This is a genomic window from Streptomyces sp. NPDC055966, from assembly GCF_042269865.1.
Taxonomy (GTDB): domain Bacteria; phylum Actinomycetota; class Actinomycetes; order Streptomycetales; family Streptomycetaceae; genus Streptomyces.
The window spans coordinates 1-22954 of record NZ_JBHJYK010000028.1 but is presented as its reverse complement, the minus strand read 5'-3'; the positions used below and the strand labels follow the sequence as shown (position 1 = coordinate 22954).

Here is a 22954-nt window from a genome sequence, read left to right as displayed (position 1 = left end):
AGCGTGAGCGGCACTGGTCACGTGCCACCCGGTGAGACCGCCGCGGGCACCCGTGCCGTTCCGCCGGTCACCCGCCTCGTACATGCCTGTTACATGAGTCCCCGGACCTGCTCATATCTCACGCAACCGTGCCACGATCTCGCGCAGCAGCCCCGGGTCGGCGCCCGGAGCGCCCGCCGGGGCGCGGCGGGGCGCGTCGATGCGGATCAGGCCCGCCTCGGCCAGGTCGCCGAGCAGGACCCGCAGCACGGTCAGGGGCAGGTCGGCGTCCGCGGCCAGCTCCACGACGGGGCGCCGGCCGCGGCGGACCAGGTCGAGCAGGGCGGCACCGGCGTGGTCGATGTCCGGCCCCGGCCCCTCGGTCTCCACCGCGCTGACCTGGGACATCAGGTCGATGGCGTGCGCACCGGAGGGCCGGGTGCGGCCCCGGGTCACGGTGTAGGGCCGCACCATCTGCCCGGTCTCGTCCTCGTACCAGTGCTCGTCACTCACGGTGGGATCAGGAGCCCGTGCGGGCGGCCGTGTCCAGGTGGCGGCCGAGACGGCGGACGAGCAGGGCCATCTCGTGGGCGAGCTGGCCGACGTCGGTGCGGGCCTCGCTGAGGACGGCGAGCCGGGTGCCGTGGCCGGCCGGGGTGATGAAGAGGTAGGCGTCGTCGAGCATCACCATGGTCTGGCGCACCGCGCCCGCGGCGAACCGCTCGCCCGCCGAGCGGGCGAGGCCGTGGAAGCCGGAGCAGATGGCGGCCAGATGCTCGATGTCGCGCCGGCGCATGCCGTCGGAGCTGCTGAGCGGCAGTCCGTCGGCGGTGAGCAGCACGGCCTGCCGGACGTCCCCGGTGCGCGCCACGAGGTCGTCCAGCAGCCAGCCGAGATCCGTGCCGACCGCTCCGCCGGGCGCGGCGGACCGCTCGGGCCCGTGGTCGTCACCGGGCTGTTCGTCACCGGTCATCGTCGGTCTCCGTCCCTTCGTGGGCGTCGGTCGTTGCTTCGCCTGCGTGGGGGGTGGTGCCTTCGGTGCCGGGGGTCTCCCGGCCGGGGGCCGTCTCGTGGTGTGCGGGCAGGCCCTTGCGGCCGCGGTCGAGCCCTCGCTGGAAGGCGCCGAAGATCGCCCGCATCTCCTCGGCGTCCATCGGGCGCTCGGGCGTGTCCGGGCGCGCCGGCGCGTCGTCCCGCAACTCGGGGGCGAGGGAGGCCTGCCGGGTACGGGTGGGGAGGGCGGGGGCGGGGCCTTGTTCCGGCCGGGCCGAGGCTTCCGGCGCGGCGGCGGATTCCGCGGCAGGTTCGGCGGCGGACGGCTCCCGCGCCGGTGCCGGGCGCCCGGCGGCCGGGGGTCCGGTCCGCCTCCTGGCCGGCAGCGCGGGTACGTCCGCGTACCCGGTGGGCAGTCCCCGTGTGCTCCCGTCCCCGGACGGCAGCCGCCGCACGTCGCCGTCGCTGTCCCCGTCCCCGTCCCCGTCCCCGGGAGGCAGTCCCCGCAGGGCCGGGCCCCTGGCGGGCAGTTCCTGTACGACCGCGTCCTCGGCCGACCGGCCGCGTGCCGTGGCGTTCCTGACCGGCAGTTCCCGTACCGCGCCCAGCGTTCCCGCGGCCCGCCGGCCGCCCGCCGGCACCGGCTCGTCCGCGGCCAGGGCGGGCTCCGCCGTGGCGGCCTGCGCCGGGGTGACCTCCGCGAGCAGCGCCGCAGGCAACCGCACCAGCGCCGTCGTCCCCCCGTAGGGCGAGTCCCGGAGGCTGACCTCGATGCCGTGGCGGGCGGCGAGGCGGCCGACGACGTAGAGGCCCAGCCGGTCGTGGCGGGTGGGGTCGAAGGCGTCGGGGGCGGTGAGGGTGGCGTACGCCCCGTCGCGGGCGTCGGCGTCGAGGCCGAGCCCGCGGTCGTCGATCTCCAGGACGAACCCGCTGCCGACCCGCCCGCTGCGCAGGGTGACCTGGGTGTGCGGCGGCGAGAACACCGTGGCGTTCTCCAGGAGTTCGGCGACGAGGTGGACGACGTCGGCGACGGCGTCCGCGGCCACCCCCACCTCGGGCATCGGCGGCACCACCACGCGCGCGTAGTCCTCGATCTCCCCGACCGCCGAGGCGACGACGTCGGCGAGCGGCACCGGCCGGCGCCAGCGGCGGCCGGGTGCGGCACCGGAGAGGATGATCAGGCTCTCCGCGTGCCGTCGCATGCGGGTGGTGAGGTGGTCGATGCGGAACAGCTCGCGCAGCACGTCCGGATCCTCGGTGCGCCGCTCCAGCGTGTCGACGAGCTTGAGCTGCCGGTGCACGAGCGCCTGGTTGCGGCGCGCGATGGTGAGCAGCACCGCGAACTGCCCGCGCCGCAGCCCGGCCTGCTGGACGGCGGCCTCGACGGCGGCGAGCCGGGCGGTGTTGAACGAGCGGCCGACCTGCCCGATCTCGTCGTCGTGGAGCGCGTCGGCGGCCAGCGGCGGCGCCGCCGCCCCCGCGTCCACGTCCTCCCCGGCGCTCAGCCTCCGCATGACGTCCGGGAGTTGGTCGCGGGTGAGGACGTCGGCCGCGTCCCGCAGGGTCTCCAGGCGCCGCGAGATGCGCCGGGCGCCGCGCACCGCGAACCACAGCGACACCCCGGCGGCGGCCAGCCCGACCCCGCCGACCACCGCCGCCTTGATCAGCTCCCGGTAGGCGAAGGAGCGCCCGCGCGCGGCGGAGTTCTCGGCGGAGCTGGTGCACAGCTCGCGGTAGCGGACGACGGCCCGGTCGACGGTCGAGCGCCAGGTGTTCGCGGCGACCGCCTTCCCGGCACCGGCGGCACCGGCCCGCAGCAGGGCGTCCTCGCCCCGGGTCAGCGAGCGGTACAGGTCGCCGCGCTGGAAGTCCTCGAACAGGCCGCGCGAGTCGGCGGGCAGGTCCGGTACGTACGTCCGCTCGAAGACGCGCCGGTCCTCGATGGTCGCGGTCAGCGTGTCGTACTGCCCGCCGGTCAGCGTGCCGGCCGCCCGCGCCCCGGCGACGAGCGCGTCCTCGCGGGAGACGAACTCCCGCACCCGCACCAGCTCGATGACGACCTGGGCCTCGCGGGCGAGCTGGCCGGCCTGGAGGGCGGTGAGCGTGGACTGCACGTCGAAGCCGGGCTCGACGAGCGCGCTGTACCGGGTGACGGCCTGGTCCCAGGTGATCTGCCGGTTCAGCACGCGCTCGCGCAGCACCTCCAGCCGGCCGGTGGCAGCGACCACGGAGTCCAGGGCCTGCCGCTGCCGTGCCGTGAGCCGGCTGCGGTCCCCGCCCTGGACCGCCCGCTTCATGGCCTCGACGGCCTGGTCGGTACGGCGCTGCTGGCCGAGCAACTGCCCGGCGGCGGCCGTGTCGAGGCGGCTGCCCAGGTAGGCGGCGGACATCCGGCGCTCGATCTGGAGCTGCCCGATCGCGGTGTCCACGGGGGTGCCGAAGTCGTCGTACACCCCCTGGACCCGGACCAGTGCGCGCAGTTCGCCGGTGACGGACCACATGGCGAAGCTCCACAGCGCCATCAGCGCGACGGCCGGGGCGAGCGCGAGCGCCACGATCCGCGTGCGGACGGTGGTGGGGCGGCGGAGTGGCCAGCGCATGAAGTACCTGCCGGTGTTACCAGTCAGTAGAGAGCGCGGCAGACCCTACGGGATCGATCTCCGTGCCGCAATGGTGACCTGCGGTAACCCCGAGTCACCTCGGGGCCGGGGCAAAGGTCGTGACGACCGCCGCGTGGTCCGAGGGCCAGTCGTTGTCCGCCACGTCCGGCCAGGGACGCGGGCTGCCGGTGACGAGGGTGCGCGCGTCCCGTACGGTCAGGCCCCGGTGCAGGACGTAGTCGATCCGGTCCTGCGGCTCGGGCCGCCCGCTGCCGTCCTCGTGCACGGTGTGGATCGGCGACCAGGTGTGCCCGGGCGCGGCGGCGGGGTGCGGGTGGGCCTCGCGGTAGGAGTCGGCGAAGCCCGCCTCCTCGGCCGCCTTCGTGACCGGCCAGACCACGTCCGTCCGGTCCAGGTGCGAGGGGCAGTTGAAGTCGCCGACGAGGACGACCGGGACGCCGTCGGCGCACGACTCGGCGATCCGGCGCAGGGTGTCCCGCATCTGTGAGAGCCGGACCCCCTCGTGGGCGATCAGCTCGGCCGCCGGCAGCCCGTCGAAGGCGGACTCGTAGGGCCCGTACGGCGTGTAGTGCAGATGCGCGGTCCACACGTCGACCTCGCGGCCGGGCGCGACGGCGATGCGGACGCCGGCCGCGCCGTAGAAGCCGACGTCGGGGTCGCCGAGGCGGGCGGTGATCGGGTGGCGGCTGAGGACGCCGAGGTTCTCGCCGGCCCGGTGGTGGTGCCAGCCGAGCGCCTCGGCCAGCTCCTGGGCGGCCGTGCCGCCGGTCTCCTGGAGCCCGACGACGTCGGCGCCGCTCTCCAGGATGACCTTGAGCTGCTTGGCCCGGTGGTCGTCGACCATGATGCCGCCGAGCCACAGGTTCCAGCTCATCACGCGCAGTTCGGGCGTCACCATCCGCCCCAGCTCCTCGACCGTGACCCCCGCCAGGCTCTCCCGCACGGTCCGGCCGGGTGCCGCACCGATCGGGGCGAGCGACGGCACGGCGAGTACGGCGCAGCCGGCGGCCTCGGCGGAGGCGACCCCGGTCTCGGTGTCCTCGACGGCCACACAGGCGGTGGGCTCGACGCCCAGCGCACGGCAGGCGGCCAGATACGGGTCCGGGGCGGGCTTGGTGCGGGGTGTGTCGTCGGCGGTGACGGAGGCCGCGAACCACCCGGCGCCCAGCGCGTCGAGGACGACGTCGGCGACCGCGCGCGGGGACGCGGTGACCAGGGCGGTGGGGACGCCGGCGGCGGCCAGCGCGGCCAGCAGGTCAAGGGCGCCGGGGCGGGGCACGATGCCGGTGCGGACGCGGTCGGCGAACTCGCGGTGCAGGTCGGCGGCGAGGTCCCGGGCGGACCGGCCGGTGGCCGCGCCGAGCCACTCGGCGGTGTGCTCGACGGGCCGGCCGAGGACCTCGGGCTGGTCGGCCTCGGTCAGCGGCCGTCCGGCGACCTGCTCGACCGCCTCCCACCACAGCCGCTCGGTGTCGACGAGCGTGCCGTCCATGTCGAACAGGACTGCCTGCGGGGGGAGTTGGGGGGTGTGGGGGGTCACGTTCGGGTCATTCCTCACTTCTGGATACGTTCGGCCACCAGCACGGCCCGCTCGGGCAGCGACACGGTGACGGCGGCCCCGGCGCCGAGTCCGGCGGCCTCGTGGGCGGGCAGGTCGGCCTTGGCCTCGGTGCCGTCGGCGAGCCGTACAGTGACCCGGACGACCGCGCCGAGGAAGGCGGTGGCGACGACGCGGGCGGCGCCCTGCTCGTCGGCCGAGACGTGGACGGCCTCGGGGCGCACCAGCACGTCGACCGGACCGTCCGGCACGTCGCCGTCGCCGTCGGCGGGCAGCCGCTGCCCGAGCACCTGGACGGTGCCGTCGGCCAGCTCGCCCGGGATCCGGCTCATCGTGCCGACGAATTCGGCGACGAAGGCGGTGGCGGGACGGCCGTACAACTCGGCGGGCTCGGCGCACTGTTCGAGGCGCCCGGCGCGCATCACGGCGACCCGGTCGGCGACGGACAGGGCCTCCTCCTGATCGTGCGTCACGAACAGGGTGGTGATGCCGAGTTCCTGCTGGAGCCGGCGGATCTCCTCGCGCAGGGTGAGCCGCACCTTGGCGTCGAGCGCGGACAGCGGCTCGTCCAGGAGCAGCACGCGCGGGCGCAGCGCGAGGGCGCGGGCCAGCGCGATGCGCTGCTGCTGGCCGCCGGAGAGCTGGTGCGGATAGCGCTCGCCCTTGTCGCCGAGGCCGACCAGGTCCAGCAACTCGGCGGCGCGGGAGCGCCGTTCGCCCGTGCGGACGCCGCGCATGCGCAGTCCGAAGGCGACGTTGTCGACGGCGTTCAGGTGCGGGAAGAGGCTGTACGACTGGAAGACCATCCCGGCGTCGCGGCGGTGCGCCGGGACGTGGGTGACGTCCTCGCCGTCCACCAGCACCGCGCCGGAGTCGGGGTGTTCGAACCCGGCGAGCATGCGCAGTGCGGTGGTCTTGCCGCAGCCGGAGGGGCCGAGGAGGGCGAGGAACTCCCCCGGGCGGACGGTGAGGTCGAGTCCGTCGAGGGCGACGGTGGCCCCGAACTCCCGCCGCAGGGAACGGAATTCGACGGTCGCGGCTTTCTCGGCCGTGGCCTTCTCAAGGGTGGTGGCGGTCATGGTCGGTGTCATCCCCGGGAGTTCGCGGTTCGGTTGCGTCCGCCGCCAACGCCGGCGAGCGCGAGGAGCAGGGCCCAGGTGACGAGCAGGCTGAGCACGGAGACGGCGACGGACATCTGGGCCTGCGAGCCGCCGACGTTGTAGATCCACACGGCGAAGGGCTGGTAGCCGAGCAGCTGGGCGACGGTGAACTCGCCGAGCACCAGGGCCAGCGTGAGGAAGCCCGCGTTGAGGAGCGCGCCGCGGATGTTGGGCAGCACGGCCCGGACCAGCGCCTGCGGCCAGGAGGCGCCGCAGCTGCGGGCGGCCTCGACCAGGGTGCGTACGTCGATGGCGCGCAGGCCCGCGTCCAGCGCCCGGTACACGAAGGGCAGCGCCATGACGACGTAGGCGAGGACGAGCACGACCGGGAAGCTCGGGTTCTGGATCGCGACGAACGTCTCGAACAGCGGGGTGCGCGACAGATGGTCGGGGCCCCACTTCAGCACGCTGACGATGCCCGCCACGAACGCGATCGGCGGCACCACCAGCGGCAGCGAGCAGACGATCTCCACCACCGGCCGCAGCCGGGGCGCGCCGAGCCGCAGGGCGACCATGGCGGGCACCATCAGCAGCAGGACGGCCGCGATGGTGGCCAGGGCCAGCTCCAGCGAGAGCAGCAGGCTGGAGACGAAGCCGTCGGTGGACAGGATCTTGGTGTAGGCGTCGAAGGAGACGCCCCGGCCGGGCTCGTCGACGGTGAAGACGACGGACGCGCCGAGCGGCACCAGGAAGTACAGGGCGGCGAGGCCGAGGACGGCCCAGCGCCAGGGGGTCAGGCGTCGAGCCATCGGGCGCTCCGGCGTTGCAGGGGCAGGTACACGGCCATCACCAGGCCGGCCACCAGGACCATGTCGAGGCTGAGGGCGAGCGCGATGTTCTCCTGGCCGACCAGCACGTTGCCCGACAGCGCGTCGGCGATCTGGAGGGTGACCAGCGGGACCGCGCTGCCGACCATGGCGGCGGCGGTGGCGTAGGCGGCGAAGGCGCTGCCGAAGAGCAGCACGAGTCCGCCGAGCAGCGAGGGCGCGAGGACGGGCAGGGCGACATGGCGCCAGTACTGCACGCCGGTGGCGCCGTTGTTCAGCGCGGCCTCCCGCCACTGGGTGCGCAGGCCGTCCAGCGCGGGGGTGATGGTGAGGACCATGAGCGGGATGAGGAAGTACAGGTAGACGAGGACCAGACCCCAGAAGCTGTAGAGGTTCCAGCCGCTGTCCTTCAGGCCGAGGTGCACGGTCAGGACGCCCGCGTTGCCGAGGGTGGCGACGAAGGCGAAGGCCAGCGGGACGCCGCCGAAGTTGGCGAGCACGCCGGAGGCGGTCAGCACGGCCTCGCGCAGCCAGCGGGAGCGGGAGCCGACCACGGCCTGGGCGAGCGGCAGCCCGAGCAGCGCGCCGAGCGCGGCGGCGAGGGCGGACAGCTTGACGCTGCCGAGCAGGGAGGTGAGGTACGGCCCCTGGAGCGAGTCGGTCAGGTTCTTCGTCCCGTAGTGCCCCTCGACGGTGAAGGCGCCGTCGAGGATGGCGAAGGCGGGCAGGCCGAAGGCGACGGCCGCGAAGACCAGCAGCGGTACGACGGCGAGCCAGCCGGGGGCGCGGCGCCGCCGCTTCGCCGAAGCGACGGGCGCCACGTCCGCACGCGTGAGAGCGGCGGTCATCCGGAGACGGCCTTCCCCCAGCCCTGAGCGATGACCGTCTTGGCCTTGCTCTGCTGGGTCTCGGTCGGGAAGGAGGGCGTGCCGCTGACCTTGGGCAGCTTGGCGGCGGCCGTCTTGTCCAGCGTGCCGGCCTTCTCCAGGGCGGCCATCAGGGCCGGGCGGGCGTAGCCCTTGAGCCACAGGTTCTGGCCCTCGGCGCTGTAGAGGTACTCCTGCCACAGGCGGGCGGCCGCCGGGTGCGGGGCGTCCTTGTTGATGGCCTGGGAGTAGTACTGGGCGTACTGGCCGTCGGTGGGGATGTTCACCTTCCAGTCCAGGCCCTTGGACCTGAACTCGTCGGCGTACCCGGCGTTGAGGTAGTCCCAGTCGATGGAGATGGGCGTCTCGCCCTTCTCGACGGTGGCCGGGGTGGACTCGACGGGCGTGTAGTTGCCGTTCTGCTTGAGCTTGGCGAAGAAGTCCAGGCCGGGCTGGATGTTGTCGAACGAGCCGCCGTTCGCGAGGGCGGCCGCGTAGACGCCGCCGAAGGCGGAGCCGGACTTGGTGGGGTTGCCGTTGAGGGCGACCTGGCCCTTGTACTCCGGCTTGAGCAGGTCCTTGAAGCTGGTCGGGCAGTCCTTGACGCGCTTGTCGTCGCAGCCGATGGAGATGTAGCCGCCGTAGTCGTTGTACCAGCGGGCCTGCGGGTCCTTCTGGGCCTCGGGGAGGTCGGCGTAGGAGGTCACCTTGTACGGCGCGAGCAGCCCCTGCTGGGCGGCGCTCAGCGCGAACGACGAGCCCAGGTCGAGCACGTCGGGGGCGCGGTCCTGGCCCTTGCGGGAGGTGACGGCGTTGATCTCGTCCTGGCTGGTGCCGTCGGGGCTCTCGTCCTCGATCTTGATGCCGTACTTCTTCTGGAAGCCGTCGATGATCGCGCCGTAGTTGGCCCAGTCGCGGGGCACCGCGATGATGTGCAGCGTGCCCTCCTTCTTGGCCGCCTTGACGAGGGCGTCCATGCCGCCGAAGGCGGCGGCGGAGGTGGCGGTGGCGGCGTTCTTGCCGTCCTTGGTGGTGGTCGACGCGTTGTCGGGGGCGGCACCGCAGGCGCTCAGGGCGAGCGCGGCGACGACGGCGAGGGAACCGCCGAGGACGGCGTTTCTCGGCAGGGACACGGTCACGGTCTCTCCAGGGGGACACATGGCGAGGGTGGGAGAACTTGTCTGAACAAGTCGGCCCCAGTACGCCCGCCCCTGATGACCGTTCCGTAAACACCAGCCGAACACAAACCCGAGTTTCCCTGCACACTTACAGTTGACACGGATCACCCAGAAACGTCGATTAGGCTGGTCACGCTGTGCACAGCGACCTAAGCAGAGGGGAAGCATGACCGCGCGCCACGAGGAGATCGCCGACGAGCTGCGGCGGGCCATCGACCGCGAGGAGTACACGGTCGGCAGCCGGCTGCCCTCGGAGTCGGAGCTGGCCGCGCACTACGGCGTCTCGCGCGGCACGGTCCGCCAGGCCGTCGCGACCCTGACGTCCGAGGGCCTGATCGGCTCCCGCCAGGGCGCCCGCCGGGTGGTCCTGGCCAGCCGCCGCAGCCAGAGCTTCGAGGAACTGCGCAGCTTCGCCCAGTGGGCCCGCGCGATGGGCCGCGAGGCCACCGGCCGGGTGGTCGCCCAGCAGTACCGCCCGGCGACCCAGGAGGACGCGGTACGCCTCCAACTCCCCGTCGGCACACAGGTGTTGCACGTCCTGCGGGTCCGCGGCCTGGACGGCGAGCCGGTGCTCCTGGAACGCACCGTGTACGCCGACTGGATCTCCCCCGCGGTCGAGTCCATCGAACCGGACTGCCCGTCCGTCACCCAGCGCCTGTACGACGAGACGGGCCTCGTCTTCGCGTACGGCGAGCACATCATCGACGCGGTCGCCTGCGGCGCGCAGGACGCCGAGCTGCTCGGGGTGCGCCGGACGAGTCCGCTGCTGCGGGTGCGGCGCGTGACCACGACCCGCGAGGGGCGGCCGGTGGAGTGGTCGGACGACCGGTACCGCTCGGACGCGGTGAGCTTCAGCGTGCGGAACTCGATCGGCAACAATGCGCTGGCGCGGAAGACGGCGGAATAGAGCTCGGCGGGGCTATTCGCCGTTGCCGGGTGCGGGTCCGTCGTGGTTTCTCGCGCAGTTCCCCGCGCCCCTTGGGGGGGGTTGTAGTCGAACCCCCTGAAGCGGGGGTTCGGGGACTGCCCCCTACCCCGGCGCCCCGGAGGAGAAGCGTCGCAGCAACGGCGACAGCACCAGCACCGACTTGGTCCGCTCGACGAACGGCTCCCCGGCGATGCGCTCCAGCACCCGCTCGAAGTGACGCATGTCGGACGCGAAGACCTGGGCGATCGCGTCCGCGTCGCCGGTGACGGTCGACGCGGCCACGACCTCCTGGTACCGCTCCAGCCCCCGCTGAATGGTCTCCGGCGAGGTGTTGCGCCGGCAGTGGATCTCGATGTAGCCCTCGGTCTCCCAGCCGAGCGCCGCCGGGTCCACCCGGACGGTGAACCCGGTGATGGCTCCGGTCGCGCGCAGCCGGTCCACGCGCCGCTTGACGGCCGGGGCGGACAGTCCGACCAGTTGCCCGATGTCCGCGTAGGAACGGCGGGCGTCCTCGGCGAGGGCGTGCACGATGCGTTCGTCGAGATCGTTCAGCACAGGGGGTGGTTCACTTCTTCGGTTCGATCACTTCTCTGCCGCCACCGCGAGATCCGTTGCCGTCGCGAGACGGGAACGGCGATAGCCGTATACGAAGTAGAACACGAGCCCGACGGCCATCCAGACACCGAACACGATCCAGGTGACCTCGGAGAGGCTGCCCATCATCCAGATGCAGAAGAGGAAGCCCAGCGCGGGCAGCACCGGCGACAGCGGCACGCGGAACGTGCGGTGCATGGCCGGGCGGGTCCGGCGCAGCACCACGACGGCGATGTTGACCAACGCGAAGGCGAACAGCGTGCCGATGCTGGTGGCGTCCGCCAGCTGGCCCAGCGGGATCGCGGCGGCCAGGAGACCGCAGAACACGGACACGATGATCGTGTTGGCGCGCGGCGCGCCGGTCTTCGGGTGGACCCTGGAGAAGATCTTGGGCACCAGGCCGTCGCGGGACATCGCGAACAGGATGCGGGTCTGGCCATAGAGCACGGTCAGCACGACGCTGGCGATGGCGATGACCGCGCAGAACGCGAGCAGCGTGCCCCAGAAGCTCTGCCCGGTGACGTCGGTCATGATCTGCGCGAGCGCGGCCTCGGAGTCCTTGAACTTCTTCCAGGGCCAGGCACCCACGGCGACGGCCGCGACGAGGACGTACAGCGCGGTCACGATGACCAGCGACAGCATGATCGCGCGCGGCAGGTCGCGCTGTGCGTCCTTCGCCTCCTCACCGGCGGTGGAGGCGGCGTCGAAGCCGATGTACGAGAAGAACAGCGTGGCACCGGCCGCGCTGACTCCGGCCATGCCGAGCGGCATGAAGTTGGCGTAGTTGCCGGACTTGAAGCCCATGAAGCCGATGGCGCAGAAGAGGATCAGCGCGGCGATCTTCACGCTCACCATGACGGTGTTGGCGCGCGCGGACTCCTTGGCGCCGCCGAGCAGGAACACCATGCCGAGCAGGACGACGATCAGGGCGGGCAGGTTGAAGATGCCGCCCTGGCCGGGCGGCGCCGACAGGGCGTCCGGGATGGTGACGCCTATGGTGCCGTCCAGCAGCTCGTTCAGGTACTGGCCCCAGCCGACGGCCACGGCGGCCACCGAGACGCCGTACTCCAGCAGCAGACACCAGCCGCAGACCCAGGCGACCAGTTCGCCCATGGTTGCGTATGCGTACGAGTACGAGGAACCGGAGACCGGGATGGTGCCCGCCAGCTCGGCGTAGGACAGGGCCGAGAACAGCGCGGTGAGACCGGCGATCACGAAGGAGAGGGTGACGGCCGGACCCGCCTTGGGGACGGCCTCGCCGAGGACGACGAAGATGCCGGTGCCGAGCGTGGCACCGATGCTGATCATGGTCAGCTGCCACAGCCCGAGGGAGCGCCGAAGCTGCCCTCCCTCACCCTGGCCGCCCTCCGCGACCAGGCGTTCCACAGGCTTGCGCCGCATGAGGCGCGCGGCGACGCCCGGGGACGCGGGGGCGGTCGCTGGGCGGTCGTGCGGGGGTGCGCCTTGGTCGAGCACGCGCTGGCTCCTTATCGCTGCCGGTCACTGCGGGACGGGGACCCGGTGCAGCCCTGCCAGGGCAGGAACCCACCGAGCGGGGTCCCCGCCACGCCACGTACAGCGCAGCACCCTACGGGGGCGGCCTTCACGGGCGTAATGCAGCAACCTTGCGCGTCCCCGGATGATCATTGCGTTCATCCGCCCAGAACGCCAATTCGTTGCACCCGGAGCGACGAGCGTTGCGCGGCGGCCCCACCGGTCCGCTCTGCGAAGTCCTGAACACGCCGACGGCCCCCGTCGATCCCGGGGGCGGGATCAACGGGGGCCGTGCGGAAGGGACTTGAGGGACCCGATGGACTTGAGGGTCAGCTCCAGCTGGCGTGCAGCGGCTTGCCCTCGGCGTAACCGGCGGCGCTCTGGATGCCGACGATGGCCTTCTCGGCGAACTCCTCCAGGGAGCCCGCGCCGGCGTAGGTGCACGACGAGCGGACGCCCGCGATGATCGAGTCGATCAGGTCCTCGACGCCCGGGCGGGTCGGGTCGAGGAACATGCGGGAGGTGGAGATGCCCTCCTCGAACAGCGCCTTGCGGGCGCGGTCGTAGGACGACTCCTCCGACGTGCGGTTGGCCACCGCACGCGCGGACGCCATGCCGAAGGACTCCTTGTAGGCGCGTCCGTTGGCGTCGTGCTGGAGGTCGCCCGGGGACTCGTAGGTGCCCGCGAACCAGGAGCCGACCATCACGTTGGACGCACCGGCCGCGAGGGCCATGGCGACGTCGCGCGGGTGGCGGACACCGCCGTCGGCCCACACGTGCTTGCCGTACTTCTTCGCCTCGGCGGCGCACTCCAGAACCGCGGAGAACTGCGGCCGGCCCACGCCGGTCATCATGCGGGTGGTGCACATGGCGCCGGGGCCCACACCGACCTTGATGATGTCCGCGCCGGCGTCGACGAGATCCTTGACGCCCTCGGCGGAGACGATGTTGCCCGCGGCGATCGGCACCTGCGGGTCGAGCGCGCGCACCAGCTTGATCGCGCTGATCATCGACTCCTGGTGGCCGTGCGCGGTGTCGATGACGAGCGTGTCCACGCCCGCGTCGAGCAGCTGCTTGGCCTTGCCCGCGACGTCGCCGTTGATGCCGACGGCGGCGGCGATGCGCAGCTTGCCGTTCGCGTCCACGGCCGGCGTGTACAGCGTGGCGCGCAGGGCGCCCTTGCGGGTGAGGATGCCGGCCAGCTTGCCGTCCTTGTCGACGGCCGGGGCGTAGCGCCGGTTGTGCTGGTCGAGGGTGTTGAAGGCCTCGCGCGGGTCGATGTCCGCGTCGAGGAGGAGCAGGTCCTTGGACATGACCACTTCGAGCTGTGTGAAGCGGTCGACGCCGGTCAGGTCCTCGTCGGTGACGACGCCGACCGGACGCTGGTTCTCGTCCACGACGACACCGGCGTTGTGGGCGCGCTTGGGCAGCAGCGCGAGCGCGTCGGCGACGGTCTGGTGGGGGGCAAGCACGATCGGGGTGTCGAGCACCAGGTGGCGGCTCTTGACCCAGGAGACGACGTCGGTGACGACGTCGATCGGGATGTCCTGCGGGATGACCACCAGGCCGCCGCGGCGGGCCATGGTCTCGGCCATACGGCGGCCGGCGATGGCGGTCATGTTGGCGACGACGAGCGGGATGGTGGTGCCCGTGCCGTCCGGCGAGCTGAGGTCCACGCCCTGACGCGAACCGACCGCGGAGCGGCTCGGCACCATGAACACGTCGTCGTACGTCAGGTCGTACGGGGGCTGGATGTCATTGAGGAAACGCACGTGCCGCACATCCCAGTCGATCAGAGGTGACCCCCCGACAGGTGTGCCGGGGGGAAAGAGCACGTACTTCATTGTCCCATGTCGGAGGCCGGGTCATGCCCCCACAGAACATCCAGGCCCGCCGCGGATCAGCTAGGAGGATCCTCCAACAGCGAGGGCGACGGTGAGCGAGGGAGTCCGGTCCACCGCTTCGGTGAACACGTCCTGCGCGATCCGCCACTCCTTCGGCCGCGCCTCGGCGTACGGCTGCCAGCCGCGTACGACGATCAGCAGCCCCTGCTCGACGGCCCCCTCGGGCCACACGGTGTGGTCGGACAGGGAGTCCGCCAGCGCGTCCCAGTTCCGGCCGAACCAGTCGGGCAGTGCCAGGGCCCGGGCGGCGCGGTCCATCAGACCGGCCTTGTCGGTGACTCCGTCGAGGTCCAGGGTGACGACGAGCCGCCCTGCCAGGTCTTCGCTCATCTCAGCACCGCCCGGAACGAGTTGTAGTGATCATCGGTGTAGTAGATCTCCCCGGCCTTGCCGGTGATGATGCGCCGGGCGCCGCGGTCGCGCGAGCCGGGCGTCTTGACGGTGTACTCGTGGTAGTAGCCGCGCTGGTGCCCCGGCAGGTGCCGCTCGACGTTCCCGAAGACGATGCCGTCCCGGGCGTAGGGATAGGGGCCGCCCTTGTCGATGAGGGCGAGGGTCTGCCGGGCCTCGGCGGGCAGCGCGGATGCCTGGACGGTGGCCATGCCCTTGGCCCAGCCGGGCGTGGCCGAGGGGGCGGCAGGGGCGTGCGAGGCAGGGCCTGCACTCTTGCCGATACCGGAGCTCCTGCCGGTGCCGGTGCTCGCGTGGTGCGACGAGCAGCCGGTCAGCAGGACGGCGAGGACGACGAGCAGCCCCGCGAACAGGCGGGGCACCGCCCGTCGTCGGGACGGTGGGGGGACGAACCGCAGCAACATGCGGATGATGCTGCCACGGCCGTCCCACCGCCACGAACTCCGCGCCCGGCGACCGGAGTCGGCCAGTGGGCCGGATCTGCCGGGCCCGGGGCAGGGGCCGGTCAGGAACCGTCGGGGTCCGCGCGGCTCAGGGCCGGCTTCGGGGTCGGTCCCGCCGTCATCAGGTAGTCCGCGGCCGAGGTGTCCGTGACCAGGCTGGTGACCAGCCCGGAGCGCAGCACCGCGTCGATCGCGGGAGCCTTGCGCTGCCCGCCCGCGATCGCCACGACCTCCGGGATACGGCGCAGCTGGTCGGTCTTGACCGTGATGCACCGCTCCCCCAGGTCCCGCCCGATCCGGCGCCCCTCGGCGTCGAAGAGGTGCGCGGACATCTCGGCGGCGACACCGAGCGAGGCGTAGTGCGCCCGCTCCTCGTCGCTGAGCATGTCGTGCACCGTCGAGATGCCCGGCTCCCAGGAGCCGATGGAGACGCAGGCGACCGTGACCTTGTCGAAGTACTCGAAGGCCCGGGCGATCCCGGTCTGGTGGCGCAGCGCCGCCGCGGTGGCCGCGTCCGGCAGCAGCATCGGCGCGTAGATGGGGTGCGCGTCCCCGCCGGACACCTGCGCGGCGCGGCGCACCGCCTCCACCGATCCGCGCTCGGCGGTCCCGGCGTCGTACACCCCCGTCAGCTGCACCACCGTGCACGGCGGCAGCCGGTCGAGCGCCGCCGCCATGTGGATGGTGGACCGGCCCCAGGCCAGCCCCAGCACGTCCCCCTCGTCGACGAGTTCGCCGAGCAGGTCGGCGGCGACCTCGCCGAGGTTCTCCGGGTCGGGGGTCTCCTCGGCCTCGGCCGGGGACTCGACCACGACGGCGTGCCTCAGGCCGTACCGGGCGCGGAGCGCGTCGGAGCGCTCGGCGTCCAGCTCGGCCGGCACGCGGATCTCGATGCGGACGAGATCCCGTTCGAGGGCCGTCTCCAGGACCCGGGCCACCTTGAAGCGGCTGACGCCGAACTCCTCGGCGATCTGGATCTTGGACTTCCCCTCAAGGTAGAAGCGGCGGGCCATGGCCGCCGCCTGGACCAGCTCAGCGGGTCCCATCCGCATGGCTGACCGGCCCGCCGACATACCCGACACGGCGATCTCCTCACTGCTGTTCACACTCTGGATTCGCCGTTCATCCTTGCAGATTCGGGGCGACTGATCTGCCCTGATGGGCGCCGTTCACTTAACCGTTCATGTATCTGTGGCTCAGTGGTCGCATGCCCAGGACGACCGGGCGGTGACCGCGTCCGCCTGGGCGCGCAGGGCACGCACCGCCTCCGCCGGGTCCGCCGCGCCGTAGACCGCCGAGCCGGCCACGAAGACGTCCGCGCCCGCCTCCGCGCACTGCTCGATCGTCGAGGCGGAGACACCGCCGTCCACCTGGAGCCACATCTGGAGGCCGTGCTTGGCGATCAGCTCCCGGGTGCGGCGGATCTTCGGCAGCATGATGTCGAGGAAGGCCTGGCCGCCGAAGCCGGGCTCGACCGTCATGATCAGCAGCATGTCGAGCTCGGGCAGCAGATCCTCGAACGGCTCGATCGGCGTCGCCGGCTTGAGCGCCATGGAGGCACGGGCGCCCTTGGCGCGGATCTCCCGGGCGAGCCGCACGGGAGCGGCGGCCGCCTCCACGTGGAAGGTGACCGAGGAGGCGCCCGCCTCGACGTACTGGGGAGCCCAGCGGTCGGGGTCCTCGATCATCAGATGGCAGTCCAGCGGGGTGTCCGTCGCACGCGCCAGGGACTCCACGACCGGCACGCCGAGCGTGAGGTTCGGGACGAAGTGGTTGTCCATGACGTCGACATGGAGCCAGTCGGCGCCTTGGACCGCCTTGGCCTCCTCCGCGAGGCGGGCGAAGTCGGCGGACAGGATGCTGGGGTTGATCTGGGCCATGCCCCAAGACTGCCATGTCCGGAGCACTGATGTTCGCGTCCGTCCACAGGCGGGGCCGTTCATCATACTGACGCGGCCGCCTGTGGATGACTCCCGGTGAACGCGTGACCTCAGCCGGTACGACGGATGAGCGCCAGGTACATCGCGTCGGTGCCGTGCAGATGCGGCCACAGCTGGAGATCCGGCCCCTCGCCGAGCGCCGGTACGCCGGGCAGCAGCGGGCGCGCGTCGATCAGCTCGGTCTGCGGGTGCTGCTTGAGCACGTCGGAGACGACCGCCCGGGTCTCGGCGAGGTGCGGCGAGCAGGTGGCGTACCCGACGACGCCGCCGACACGCACCGAGTCGAGCGCGGTGCGCAGCAGGGCGCGCTGGAGCGGCGCGAAGTTCTCCAGGTCCTCGGGGCGCCGGCGCCAGCGGGCCTCCGGCCGCCTGCGCAGCGCGCCGAGCCCGGTGCACGGCACGTCCATCAGCACGCGGTCGAAGCTCCCGGACCGCCACGGCGGCCGGGTGCCGTCGGCGGCGATGACCTGGTACGGCCCGGGGTTGCCGGCCAGCGCCTTGGCGACCAGTCCGGCCCGGTGCGGCTGCTTCTCGGAGGCGAGCAGCGTGGCGCCGCGCTCGGCGGCGAGGGCGGCGAGCAGCGCGGCCTTGCCGCCGGGGCCGGCGCAGCCGTCGAGCCACCGGGCGTCGGATCCCTCGACGGGCGCGTTGGCGAGCGCCAGGGCCACCAGCTGGCTGCCCTCGTCCTGCACCCCGGCCCGGCCTTCGCGGACGGCCTCCACCGCGCCCGGCTCACCGCCCTCGGCGAGCCGCACGGCGTACGGCGACCAGCGCCCGGGCACGGCGGCCTCCTCGCGCAGCAGTTCGTCGGCGGTGGCCCGCCCCGGCCGCGCGACGAGGGTCACCTCGGGCCGCTCGTTGTCGGCCTCCAGCAGGTCCTCGATCCCGGCGCGCCCGCCGCCGAGCGAATCCCAGAGCGCCGAGACGACCCAGCGGGGGTGCGAGTGCACGACGGCGAGGTGGTCCTCGGGGTCCTCGTCGTAGGGCGGCGCGATCTTCTCCAGCCAGCCGTCGAGGTCGTGCTGGGTCACCTTGCGCAGCACGGCGTTGACGAACTTGGCGCGTCCGTCGCCGAGCACCACGCGGGCCAGCTCCACGGAGGCGGACACGGCGGCGTGGGCCGGGATCCGGGTCCCGAGCAGCTGGTGCACACCGAGGCTGAGCACGTCGAGCACCGGCGGATCGACCTCGCGCAGCGGCCGGTCGACACAGGCGGCGATGACGGCGTCGTACGTCCCCTGCCGGCGCAGCGTGCCGTACACCAGCTCGGTGGCGAGGGCCGCGTCCCGTGCGTCGAACTTCTCCGGCCCCTCCTTCTCGCGCGCCTTGCGCAGCAGCGGCGGCAGCACGAGGTTGGCGTACGCGTCCCGCTCGTCGACCGCGCGCAGCGCCTCGAAGGCCAGGATGCGGACGGGGTCCTTCTGCGGACGGCGATAGGGCTTGGCGGGCCTATGGGGCCGCCGGGACTGCTCACTCACGAAAAAGGTGCTCCGGATACGAGGAAGGAGGTGCGGTCTCCAGCCTACGTCCGCGCACCGTCACCTCCGCCGCGCGGGTAGACCGGCCGCGGCGGACCCGCAGACGACCGACGGCGCATTGCGGCACCTCCGGCGGGGCGCTCAGCCCCCGAGGGTCTCGTCCTCGGTGATGCGCACCCCGCGGGCCCAGTCGGCCGCCCGCATCGGCTTCTTGCCCTGGGCCTGCACCCAGAGCAGCTCGACGGCGTACGAACCCGTGCCGACGTGCACGCTGTTCTTGCCGACCGCCATCCGCCCCGGCGCGAGGTCGGTCCGCTCCGGCACGGGCGTGACCTGGATGAGCTTCAGCCGCTCGCCCCGGAAGGTGGTCCAGGCGCCGGGCGCCGGGGTGCAGCCGCGCACGACCCGGTCGACGCGCAGCGCGGGGGCGGTCCAGTCCACCTGGGCGTCCTCGACGGTGATCTTCGGCGCGACGGTGACGCCGTCGGCCGGCTGCGGTACGGCCTTCAGGGTGCCGTCCTCGATGCCGTCCATGGTCGCGGCGAGCAGCCCGGCGCCGGCGAAGGCCAGCCGCGTGAGCAGGTCGCCGCTGGTGTCGGTGGCCCGGACCTCCTCGGTGACGGTGCCGTAGACGGGCCCGGAGTCGAGGCCCTCCTCGATGAGGAAGGTGGAGGCGCCGGTGATCTCGTCGCCCGCCATGATGGAGTGCTGCACCGGCGCGGCCCCGCGCCAGGCGGGCAGCAGCGAGAAGTGCAGGTTGACCCAGCCGTGCGTCGGGATGTCGAGGGCGACCCGGGGCAGCAGGGCGCCGTAGGCGACGACCGGGCAGCAGTCCGGGGCGATCTGCGTGAGCCGCTCCAGGAACTCCGGGTCGCGCGGCTTGAGGGGCTTGAGCACCTCGATCCCTGCCTCCTGCGCCCGCTCGGCCACGGGCGACGCGACCAGCCTGCGCCCGCGCCCGGCCGGCGCGTCGGGCCGCGTGACGACGGCGGCGACCTCGTGCCGCCCGGCGGCGATCAGGGCGTCCAGAGCGGGAACGGCGACCTCGGGGGTACCGGCGAAGACGAGCTTCATGGGCGGGATCGGGCCTCTCTGGCGGGGGTTGGACGGGCAGCGCACCAGTCTATGACCACCGGGGAAAGGCCGCCGACGGCCGAAGCCGCACAGGTCGGCGTCGCGGCCGGGAGACACGGGCGGTGCGCGGGCGCGGCAGGGGTCCCGCACCGCTGCCGGGCGCGGGCGCCCGCCCGACCGGCGTACGCATATGCCCGTACGCCCCCACCCCGTGACCAGCGGCGCGCACACGCGTTGGTCAAGAAAGAGTTGACCACAACGGGCCGCTTTCGCGGCCCAATTCCTTTCAACGCCGGTTCGAGAGGCTTGTTCATGGCCGACCACGCAACCCACGACGCCCAGGCCCGGGCCAGCCTGCACTTGCTGGTGCGGGACATCGAGCGGGTCCGCCGACAGGTGGACGCGCTGCGCACGCTCACCGCCCAGCTGGGCAACGTCTACCGCCCGCGCCGCTCCGGCCCGTCCACGGGCTTCGTCGTCTACGGACGTGCCCCCGCCCCGACGGTCCGCCTGGCCCAGGAACTCCGCGACAGCGTCGAGACCCTGGTCACGGCCGCCGTGGACTTCGACCGCTCACTCGGCTTCTCGTGGGACGCGGTCGGCTCGGCGCTCGGAGTCACCAAGCAGGCGGTGCACCGCCGTTACGGCGCCCGCCGCGCCGCGGCCCAGGCGGCCACCGCCGAGACCGAACGGACGCCGGAGCCGTCCGCCGCGCGCACGCTCGGCGTGAACACGGGCCTGCCGACGGTGCCCACGGTCCCCGCGGCCCGCTCCATGCCCACCCAGCCGACCGCGGGCAGCCCCGCCCTGCGCGACGACGCCCGCCCGACGGCGTTCCCCGGGCCGCGCAACGGCTGACGCCGACGCGCCGACGCGCCCCGGCCCGCGCCGCCCGGCCCTCCCGGCACCACGTCCGGGAGGGCACTCACATGTCTCCCGGGGAGCGCACGTCACCCGATGTCCGGCGGATCGATCCGCACCCGCACGGCCTCCGCGGCCCCGCCGGCGTGCCCGCTGCCCCGCGCCATCCGCGCGGCCTGAGCGGCCTTCAGCGCGGCGGCCAGCGCCGCCCCGCTCCCCGGCGGCACCCGCACAAGTGCCCGCTCCCAGTGCTCGCCGGGCGGCGGGGCGCCGGGCCTGCGAGGCCGACCGGGCGGCGTGGGCGGCACCGGAACCGGCCCCAACACCTCGGCGTCCGGCGGCAGTTCGGCCGACGCCAGGAAGCCGGCGACGGCCGCCGGCGCTCCTGTGACAGCCGCCATCCGGGACACCGGCGGGAAGCCCAGCTCCGCCCGCTCGGCCAGTTCCCGCACCGCGTGCCCGACGGGGTCCCAGCGCACCAGCGCCTGCACCGGCCGCAAGGTCGGCTCGGCCACCACGACCACCGTGCCCCCCTCGCCCTGCGGCCGGACCAGCGCGCTCGCCGCGATCCACCGGCGCAGCGCGTCCTCGCCGGCCCGCAGGTCGGGGCGGACGAGCATGGCCCAGCCGTCCAGCAGCAGGGCCGCCGCGTAGCCGCCCTCGGCGACGGGTTCGGCGCCCGGGGTGCTCACCACCAGCGCGGGCGTGCCCGGCACGGTGTCCAGCACCTGCTCCCGTCCCGAGGTCCGCACCGGTACGGCGGGAAAGGCGCGCCCCAGTTCCTCGGCCGTCCGGCGCGCCCCCACCACCTGGGCGCGCAGCCGGAAGCCGCCGCACTCCGGGCAGTGCCACGCGCTCTCCTCACGCCCGCACCAGCCGCACCGCAGCACTCCCGCGTCCTGGCCCTGGAGCGGTCCGGCGCAGTGCCGGCACCGCGCGGGCGCCCGGCACCGGTCGCAGGCCATGCGGGGGGCGTAGCCACGCCGGGGCACCTGCACCAGCACCGGCCCGTGCCGCAGTCCTTCGCGCGCCGCCTGCCAGGCCAGGGTCGGCAGCCGGGCGGCGCGGGCGGCCTCGTCGCGGGCGAGGTCGTCGTCGCCGACCGTCCGGACCACGGGCGCGGTCCGCCGTACCTGCTCACGGCCGGCGACCAGCGGCCGGGCCCAGCCGCTCTCCACGAGCTGGGCGGCCTCCACGGTGCAGCCGAATCCGCCCAGCAGGAAGGCGCACTTGTCCAGCGCGGCGCGCAGCAGCAGCACATCGCGCGCGTGCGGCTGCGGGGCGTGCTGCTCGCTCAGGCTGTCGTCGCCGTCGTCCCAGACCGCGACGAGGCCCAGGTCGCGCACGGGCGCGAACATGGCCGCCCGTGTCCCCACGACGGCCCGTACGGATCCGCGCCGCACGGCGAGCCACTGCGCGTACCGCTTCTCGGGTCCCGCGTCGGCGGTCAGCAGCGCGTGCCGGCCCGGGCCGAGGAGCGCGGTGAGCGCGGCGTCGACCCGGGCCGCGGCCCGCCCGTCCGGTACGACGACGAGGGCGCCGCGCTCCGAGGCGAGCGTGGCGGCGACGGCCCGGGCCAGCTCCTCGCTCCACAGCGGACCCGGCAGCGCGTTCCACACGGCCCGGGGCGCCGCGCCGGAGGCGAGGGCCTCCAGGAAGGCGCCCCCGTGCTCGTACCGCCCCCAGGATCCGGCGGTCGGGGGGTTCGGCGGCGGCAGCGGGTCCGGTGACGGCCGCTGTTCGGCACGGGCGCTGCGCGGCGGCACGGCCAGCTGGAGCACATCGGCGAGGCTGCCCGCGTAGCGGTCGGCGACGGCCCGGGCGAGGCCGAGCAGCTCCTCGCTCAGCACGGGCTCCGGGGACACGACCTGGGCCAGTGCGGCCAGCGGCCCGGAGTAGTCGGACTCGGCGCGGCGCTCGATCAGAAAGCCGTCGATGAGGCCGCCGCCCTCGCGGCGCCCTTCGCGCACCCGGTGCCGGCCGGCCCCGAACCGCACGCGCACCCGCACCCCGGGCTGCGCCTGCGCGTCCAGCTCCTCGGGGACGGCGTAGTCGAAGTACCGGTCGAGGTGCAGCACGCCCTTGTCGACCAGGACCCGGGCGACGGGCAGCTCCTTGGCGAGCGCGGCGCCCCGCCAGGTGCGCGGCTTGGCGCGTGGTGTCCTCGCCTTGCGCACGCTCTCCCGGATGAGCGCGAGCTGCTCCGGCGGCGCCCCTTCGGCGTCCCCGCCCCCCTGCTCGTTCTCGCTGCTCACGCTTGCATTCTTACCAAACGCCACTGACAACGGCCCGCCCGCGGCCTGCCGTTCACATCCATGTACCGCATGACGGCGTCGGCTCCCGGGATCACCGAACGGTGGTCCCGGGAGCCGGTGTCAGCCGTGTCGCCGCTCGTCTCAGAGACCGACGGCCTTGCGCAGGGCGTCCACGCGGTCGGTGCGCTCCCAGGTGAAGTCGGGCAGCTCCCGGCCGAAGTGGCCGTAGGCCGCCGTCTGGGAGTAGATCGGGCGGAGCAGGTCGAGGTCGCGGATGATCGCGGCCGGACGCAGGTCGAAGACGGCGTCGATGGCCTTCTCGATCTTCTCGGTCTCGACCTTGTGGGTGCCGAACGTCTCGACGAACAGACCGACGGGCTCGGCCTTGCCGATCGCGTACGCGACCTGCACCTCGCAGCGGGAGGCCAGCCCGGCCGCCACCACGTTCTT

The 22954-nt window shown here is 73.5% G+C and carries 21 protein-coding genes; 2 read left to right on the top strand and 19 right to left on the bottom strand.

Annotation, left to right across the window (positions count from 1 at the left end):
- Window positions 1-111: 111 nt before the first annotated feature.
- The 8 genes from ACFC8N_RS41235 to ACFC8N_RS41200 form a co-directional block, all read right to left on the bottom strand.
- Entirely contained in the window at window positions 112-492 is a 381-nt protein-coding gene (locus tag ACFC8N_RS41235) for a DUF742 domain-containing protein (RefSeq protein WP_356032742.1), read from the bottom strand.
- A 7-nt stretch (window positions 493-499) separates the two neighbouring features.
- The gene (locus ACFC8N_RS41230) at window positions 500-952 is read right to left on the bottom strand and encodes a roadblock/LC7 domain-containing protein (RefSeq protein ID WP_356032739.1); all 453 of its coding nucleotides are present in this window, start codon (window positions 950-952) and stop codon (window positions 500-502) included.
- Window positions 942-3572, bottom strand: coding sequence for a nitrate- and nitrite sensing domain-containing protein (locus tag ACFC8N_RS41225; protein WP_376294592.1), 2631 nt, complete (start codon window positions 3570-3572; stop codon window positions 942-944). The genes ACFC8N_RS41230 and ACFC8N_RS41225 overlap by 11 nt, the downstream gene beginning before the upstream one ends.
- Window positions 3573-3666: 94 nt before the next feature.
- Window positions 3667-5133, bottom strand: a complete 1467-nt coding sequence (locus ACFC8N_RS41220) for an HAD-IA family hydrolase (RefSeq protein WP_376294589.1) — start codon at window positions 5131-5133, stop codon at window positions 3667-3669.
- 14 nt (window positions 5134-5147) lie between these two features.
- Window positions 5148-6230 carry an ABC transporter ATP-binding protein gene (locus tag ACFC8N_RS41215; RefSeq protein ID WP_376294586.1) on the bottom strand — a complete coding sequence of 361 codons (1083 nt, stop codon included), beginning with the start codon at window positions 6228-6230 and terminating at the stop codon, window positions 5148-5150.
- A gap of 8 nt (window positions 6231-6238) precedes the next feature.
- The gene (locus tag ACFC8N_RS41210) at window positions 6239-7060 is read right to left on the bottom strand and encodes an ABC transporter permease subunit (protein WP_356032728.1); all 822 of its coding nucleotides are present in this window, start codon (window positions 7058-7060) and stop codon (window positions 6239-6241) included.
- Window positions 7045-7926, bottom strand: coding sequence for an ABC transporter permease subunit (locus tag ACFC8N_RS41205; RefSeq protein ID WP_356032726.1), 882 nt, complete (start codon window positions 7924-7926; stop codon window positions 7045-7047). The genes ACFC8N_RS41210 and ACFC8N_RS41205 overlap by 16 nt, the downstream gene beginning before the upstream one ends.
- Window positions 7923-9083: an extracellular solute-binding protein gene (locus tag ACFC8N_RS41200; RefSeq protein WP_356032723.1), complete on the bottom strand. Its 1161-nt coding sequence runs from the start codon at window positions 9081-9083 to the stop codon at window positions 7923-7925. The genes ACFC8N_RS41205 and ACFC8N_RS41200 overlap by 4 nt, the downstream gene beginning before the upstream one ends.
- A 205-nt stretch (window positions 9084-9288) precedes the next feature.
- On the opposite strand from ACFC8N_RS41200, the gene ACFC8N_RS41195 reads away from it, so the two are divergent.
- Window positions 9289-10029 carry a GntR family transcriptional regulator gene (locus tag ACFC8N_RS41195; protein ID WP_356032720.1) on the top strand — a complete coding sequence of 247 codons (741 nt, stop codon included), beginning with the start codon at window positions 9289-9291 and terminating at the stop codon, window positions 10027-10029.
- Between the two features lie 123 nt (window positions 10030-10152).
- On the opposite strand, the gene ACFC8N_RS41190 is transcribed toward ACFC8N_RS41195, so the two are convergent.
- The 9 genes from ACFC8N_RS41190 to fmt all read right to left on the bottom strand — a co-directional run bounded on the left by ACFC8N_RS41190 (window position 10153) and on the right by fmt (window position 19388).
- Window positions 10153-10605 (bottom strand): Lrp/AsnC family transcriptional regulator, encoded by a 453-nt coding sequence (locus ACFC8N_RS41190; RefSeq protein WP_067129751.1) that lies wholly within the window; start codon window positions 10603-10605, stop codon window positions 10153-10155.
- 27 nt (window positions 10606-10632) lie between these two features.
- Entirely contained in the window at window positions 10633-12120 is a 1488-nt protein-coding gene (locus ACFC8N_RS41185; protein ID WP_356032717.1) for an amino acid permease, read from the bottom strand.
- Between the two features lie 347 nt (window positions 12121-12467).
- Window positions 12468-13910 carry a GuaB1 family IMP dehydrogenase-related protein gene (locus ACFC8N_RS41180; RefSeq protein ID WP_356032715.1) on the bottom strand — a complete coding sequence of 481 codons (1443 nt, stop codon included), beginning with the start codon at window positions 13908-13910 and terminating at the stop codon, window positions 12468-12470.
- A 132-nt stretch (window positions 13911-14042) separates the two neighbouring features.
- A complete protein-coding gene (locus ACFC8N_RS41175) occupies window positions 14043-14372 on the bottom strand; it encodes a barstar family protein (RefSeq protein ID WP_356032713.1) in 330 nt (109 codons plus the stop codon).
- The gene (locus ACFC8N_RS41170; RefSeq protein ID WP_376294578.1) at window positions 14369-14857 is read right to left on the bottom strand and encodes a ribonuclease domain-containing protein; all 489 of its coding nucleotides are present in this window, start codon (window positions 14855-14857) and stop codon (window positions 14369-14371) included. The genes ACFC8N_RS41175 and ACFC8N_RS41170 overlap by 4 nt, the downstream gene beginning before the upstream one ends.
- A 101-nt stretch (window positions 14858-14958) precedes the next feature.
- Window positions 14959-16002: a sugar-binding domain-containing protein gene (locus ACFC8N_RS41165; RefSeq protein ID WP_356032707.1), complete on the bottom strand. Its 1044-nt coding sequence runs from the start codon at window positions 16000-16002 to the stop codon at window positions 14959-14961.
- A 90-nt stretch (window positions 16003-16092) separates the two neighbouring features.
- Window positions 16093-16776, bottom strand: a complete 684-nt coding sequence (gene rpe, locus ACFC8N_RS41160) for a ribulose-phosphate 3-epimerase (protein WP_376294575.1) — start codon at window positions 16774-16776, stop codon at window positions 16093-16095.
- A gap of 110 nt (window positions 16777-16886) precedes the next feature.
- Window positions 16887-18314 (bottom strand): RsmB/NOP family class I SAM-dependent RNA methyltransferase, encoded by a 1428-nt coding sequence (locus tag ACFC8N_RS41155; protein ID WP_376294572.1) that lies wholly within the window; start codon window positions 18312-18314, stop codon window positions 16887-16889.
- A gap of 141 nt (window positions 18315-18455) precedes the next feature.
- Window positions 18456-19388 carry a methionyl-tRNA formyltransferase gene (fmt, locus tag ACFC8N_RS41150; protein WP_356032699.1) on the bottom strand — a complete coding sequence of 311 codons (933 nt, stop codon included), beginning with the start codon at window positions 19386-19388 and terminating at the stop codon, window positions 18456-18458.
- 312 nt (window positions 19389-19700) lie between these two features.
- Between fmt and ACFC8N_RS41145 the strand changes: the two genes are divergently transcribed.
- Window positions 19701-20246, top strand: a complete 546-nt coding sequence (locus ACFC8N_RS41145; RefSeq protein WP_356032696.1) for a hypothetical protein — start codon at window positions 19701-19703, stop codon at window positions 20244-20246.
- A gap of 92 nt (window positions 20247-20338) precedes the next feature.
- Here ACFC8N_RS41145 and ACFC8N_RS41140 read toward each other — a convergent pair whose 3' ends face one another.
- Together ACFC8N_RS41140 and ACFC8N_RS41135 are read right to left on the bottom strand one after the other, a co-directional pair.
- The gene (locus ACFC8N_RS41140; RefSeq protein WP_356032694.1) at window positions 20339-22504 is read right to left on the bottom strand and encodes a primosomal protein N'; all 2166 of its coding nucleotides are present in this window, start codon (window positions 22502-22504) and stop codon (window positions 20339-20341) included.
- A gap of 141 nt (window positions 22505-22645) precedes the next feature.
- Window positions 22646-22954, bottom strand: a 309-nt coding sequence (locus ACFC8N_RS41135) for a methionine adenosyltransferase domain-containing protein (RefSeq protein ID WP_376294568.1), incomplete at its 5' end; no start/stop codon positions are given.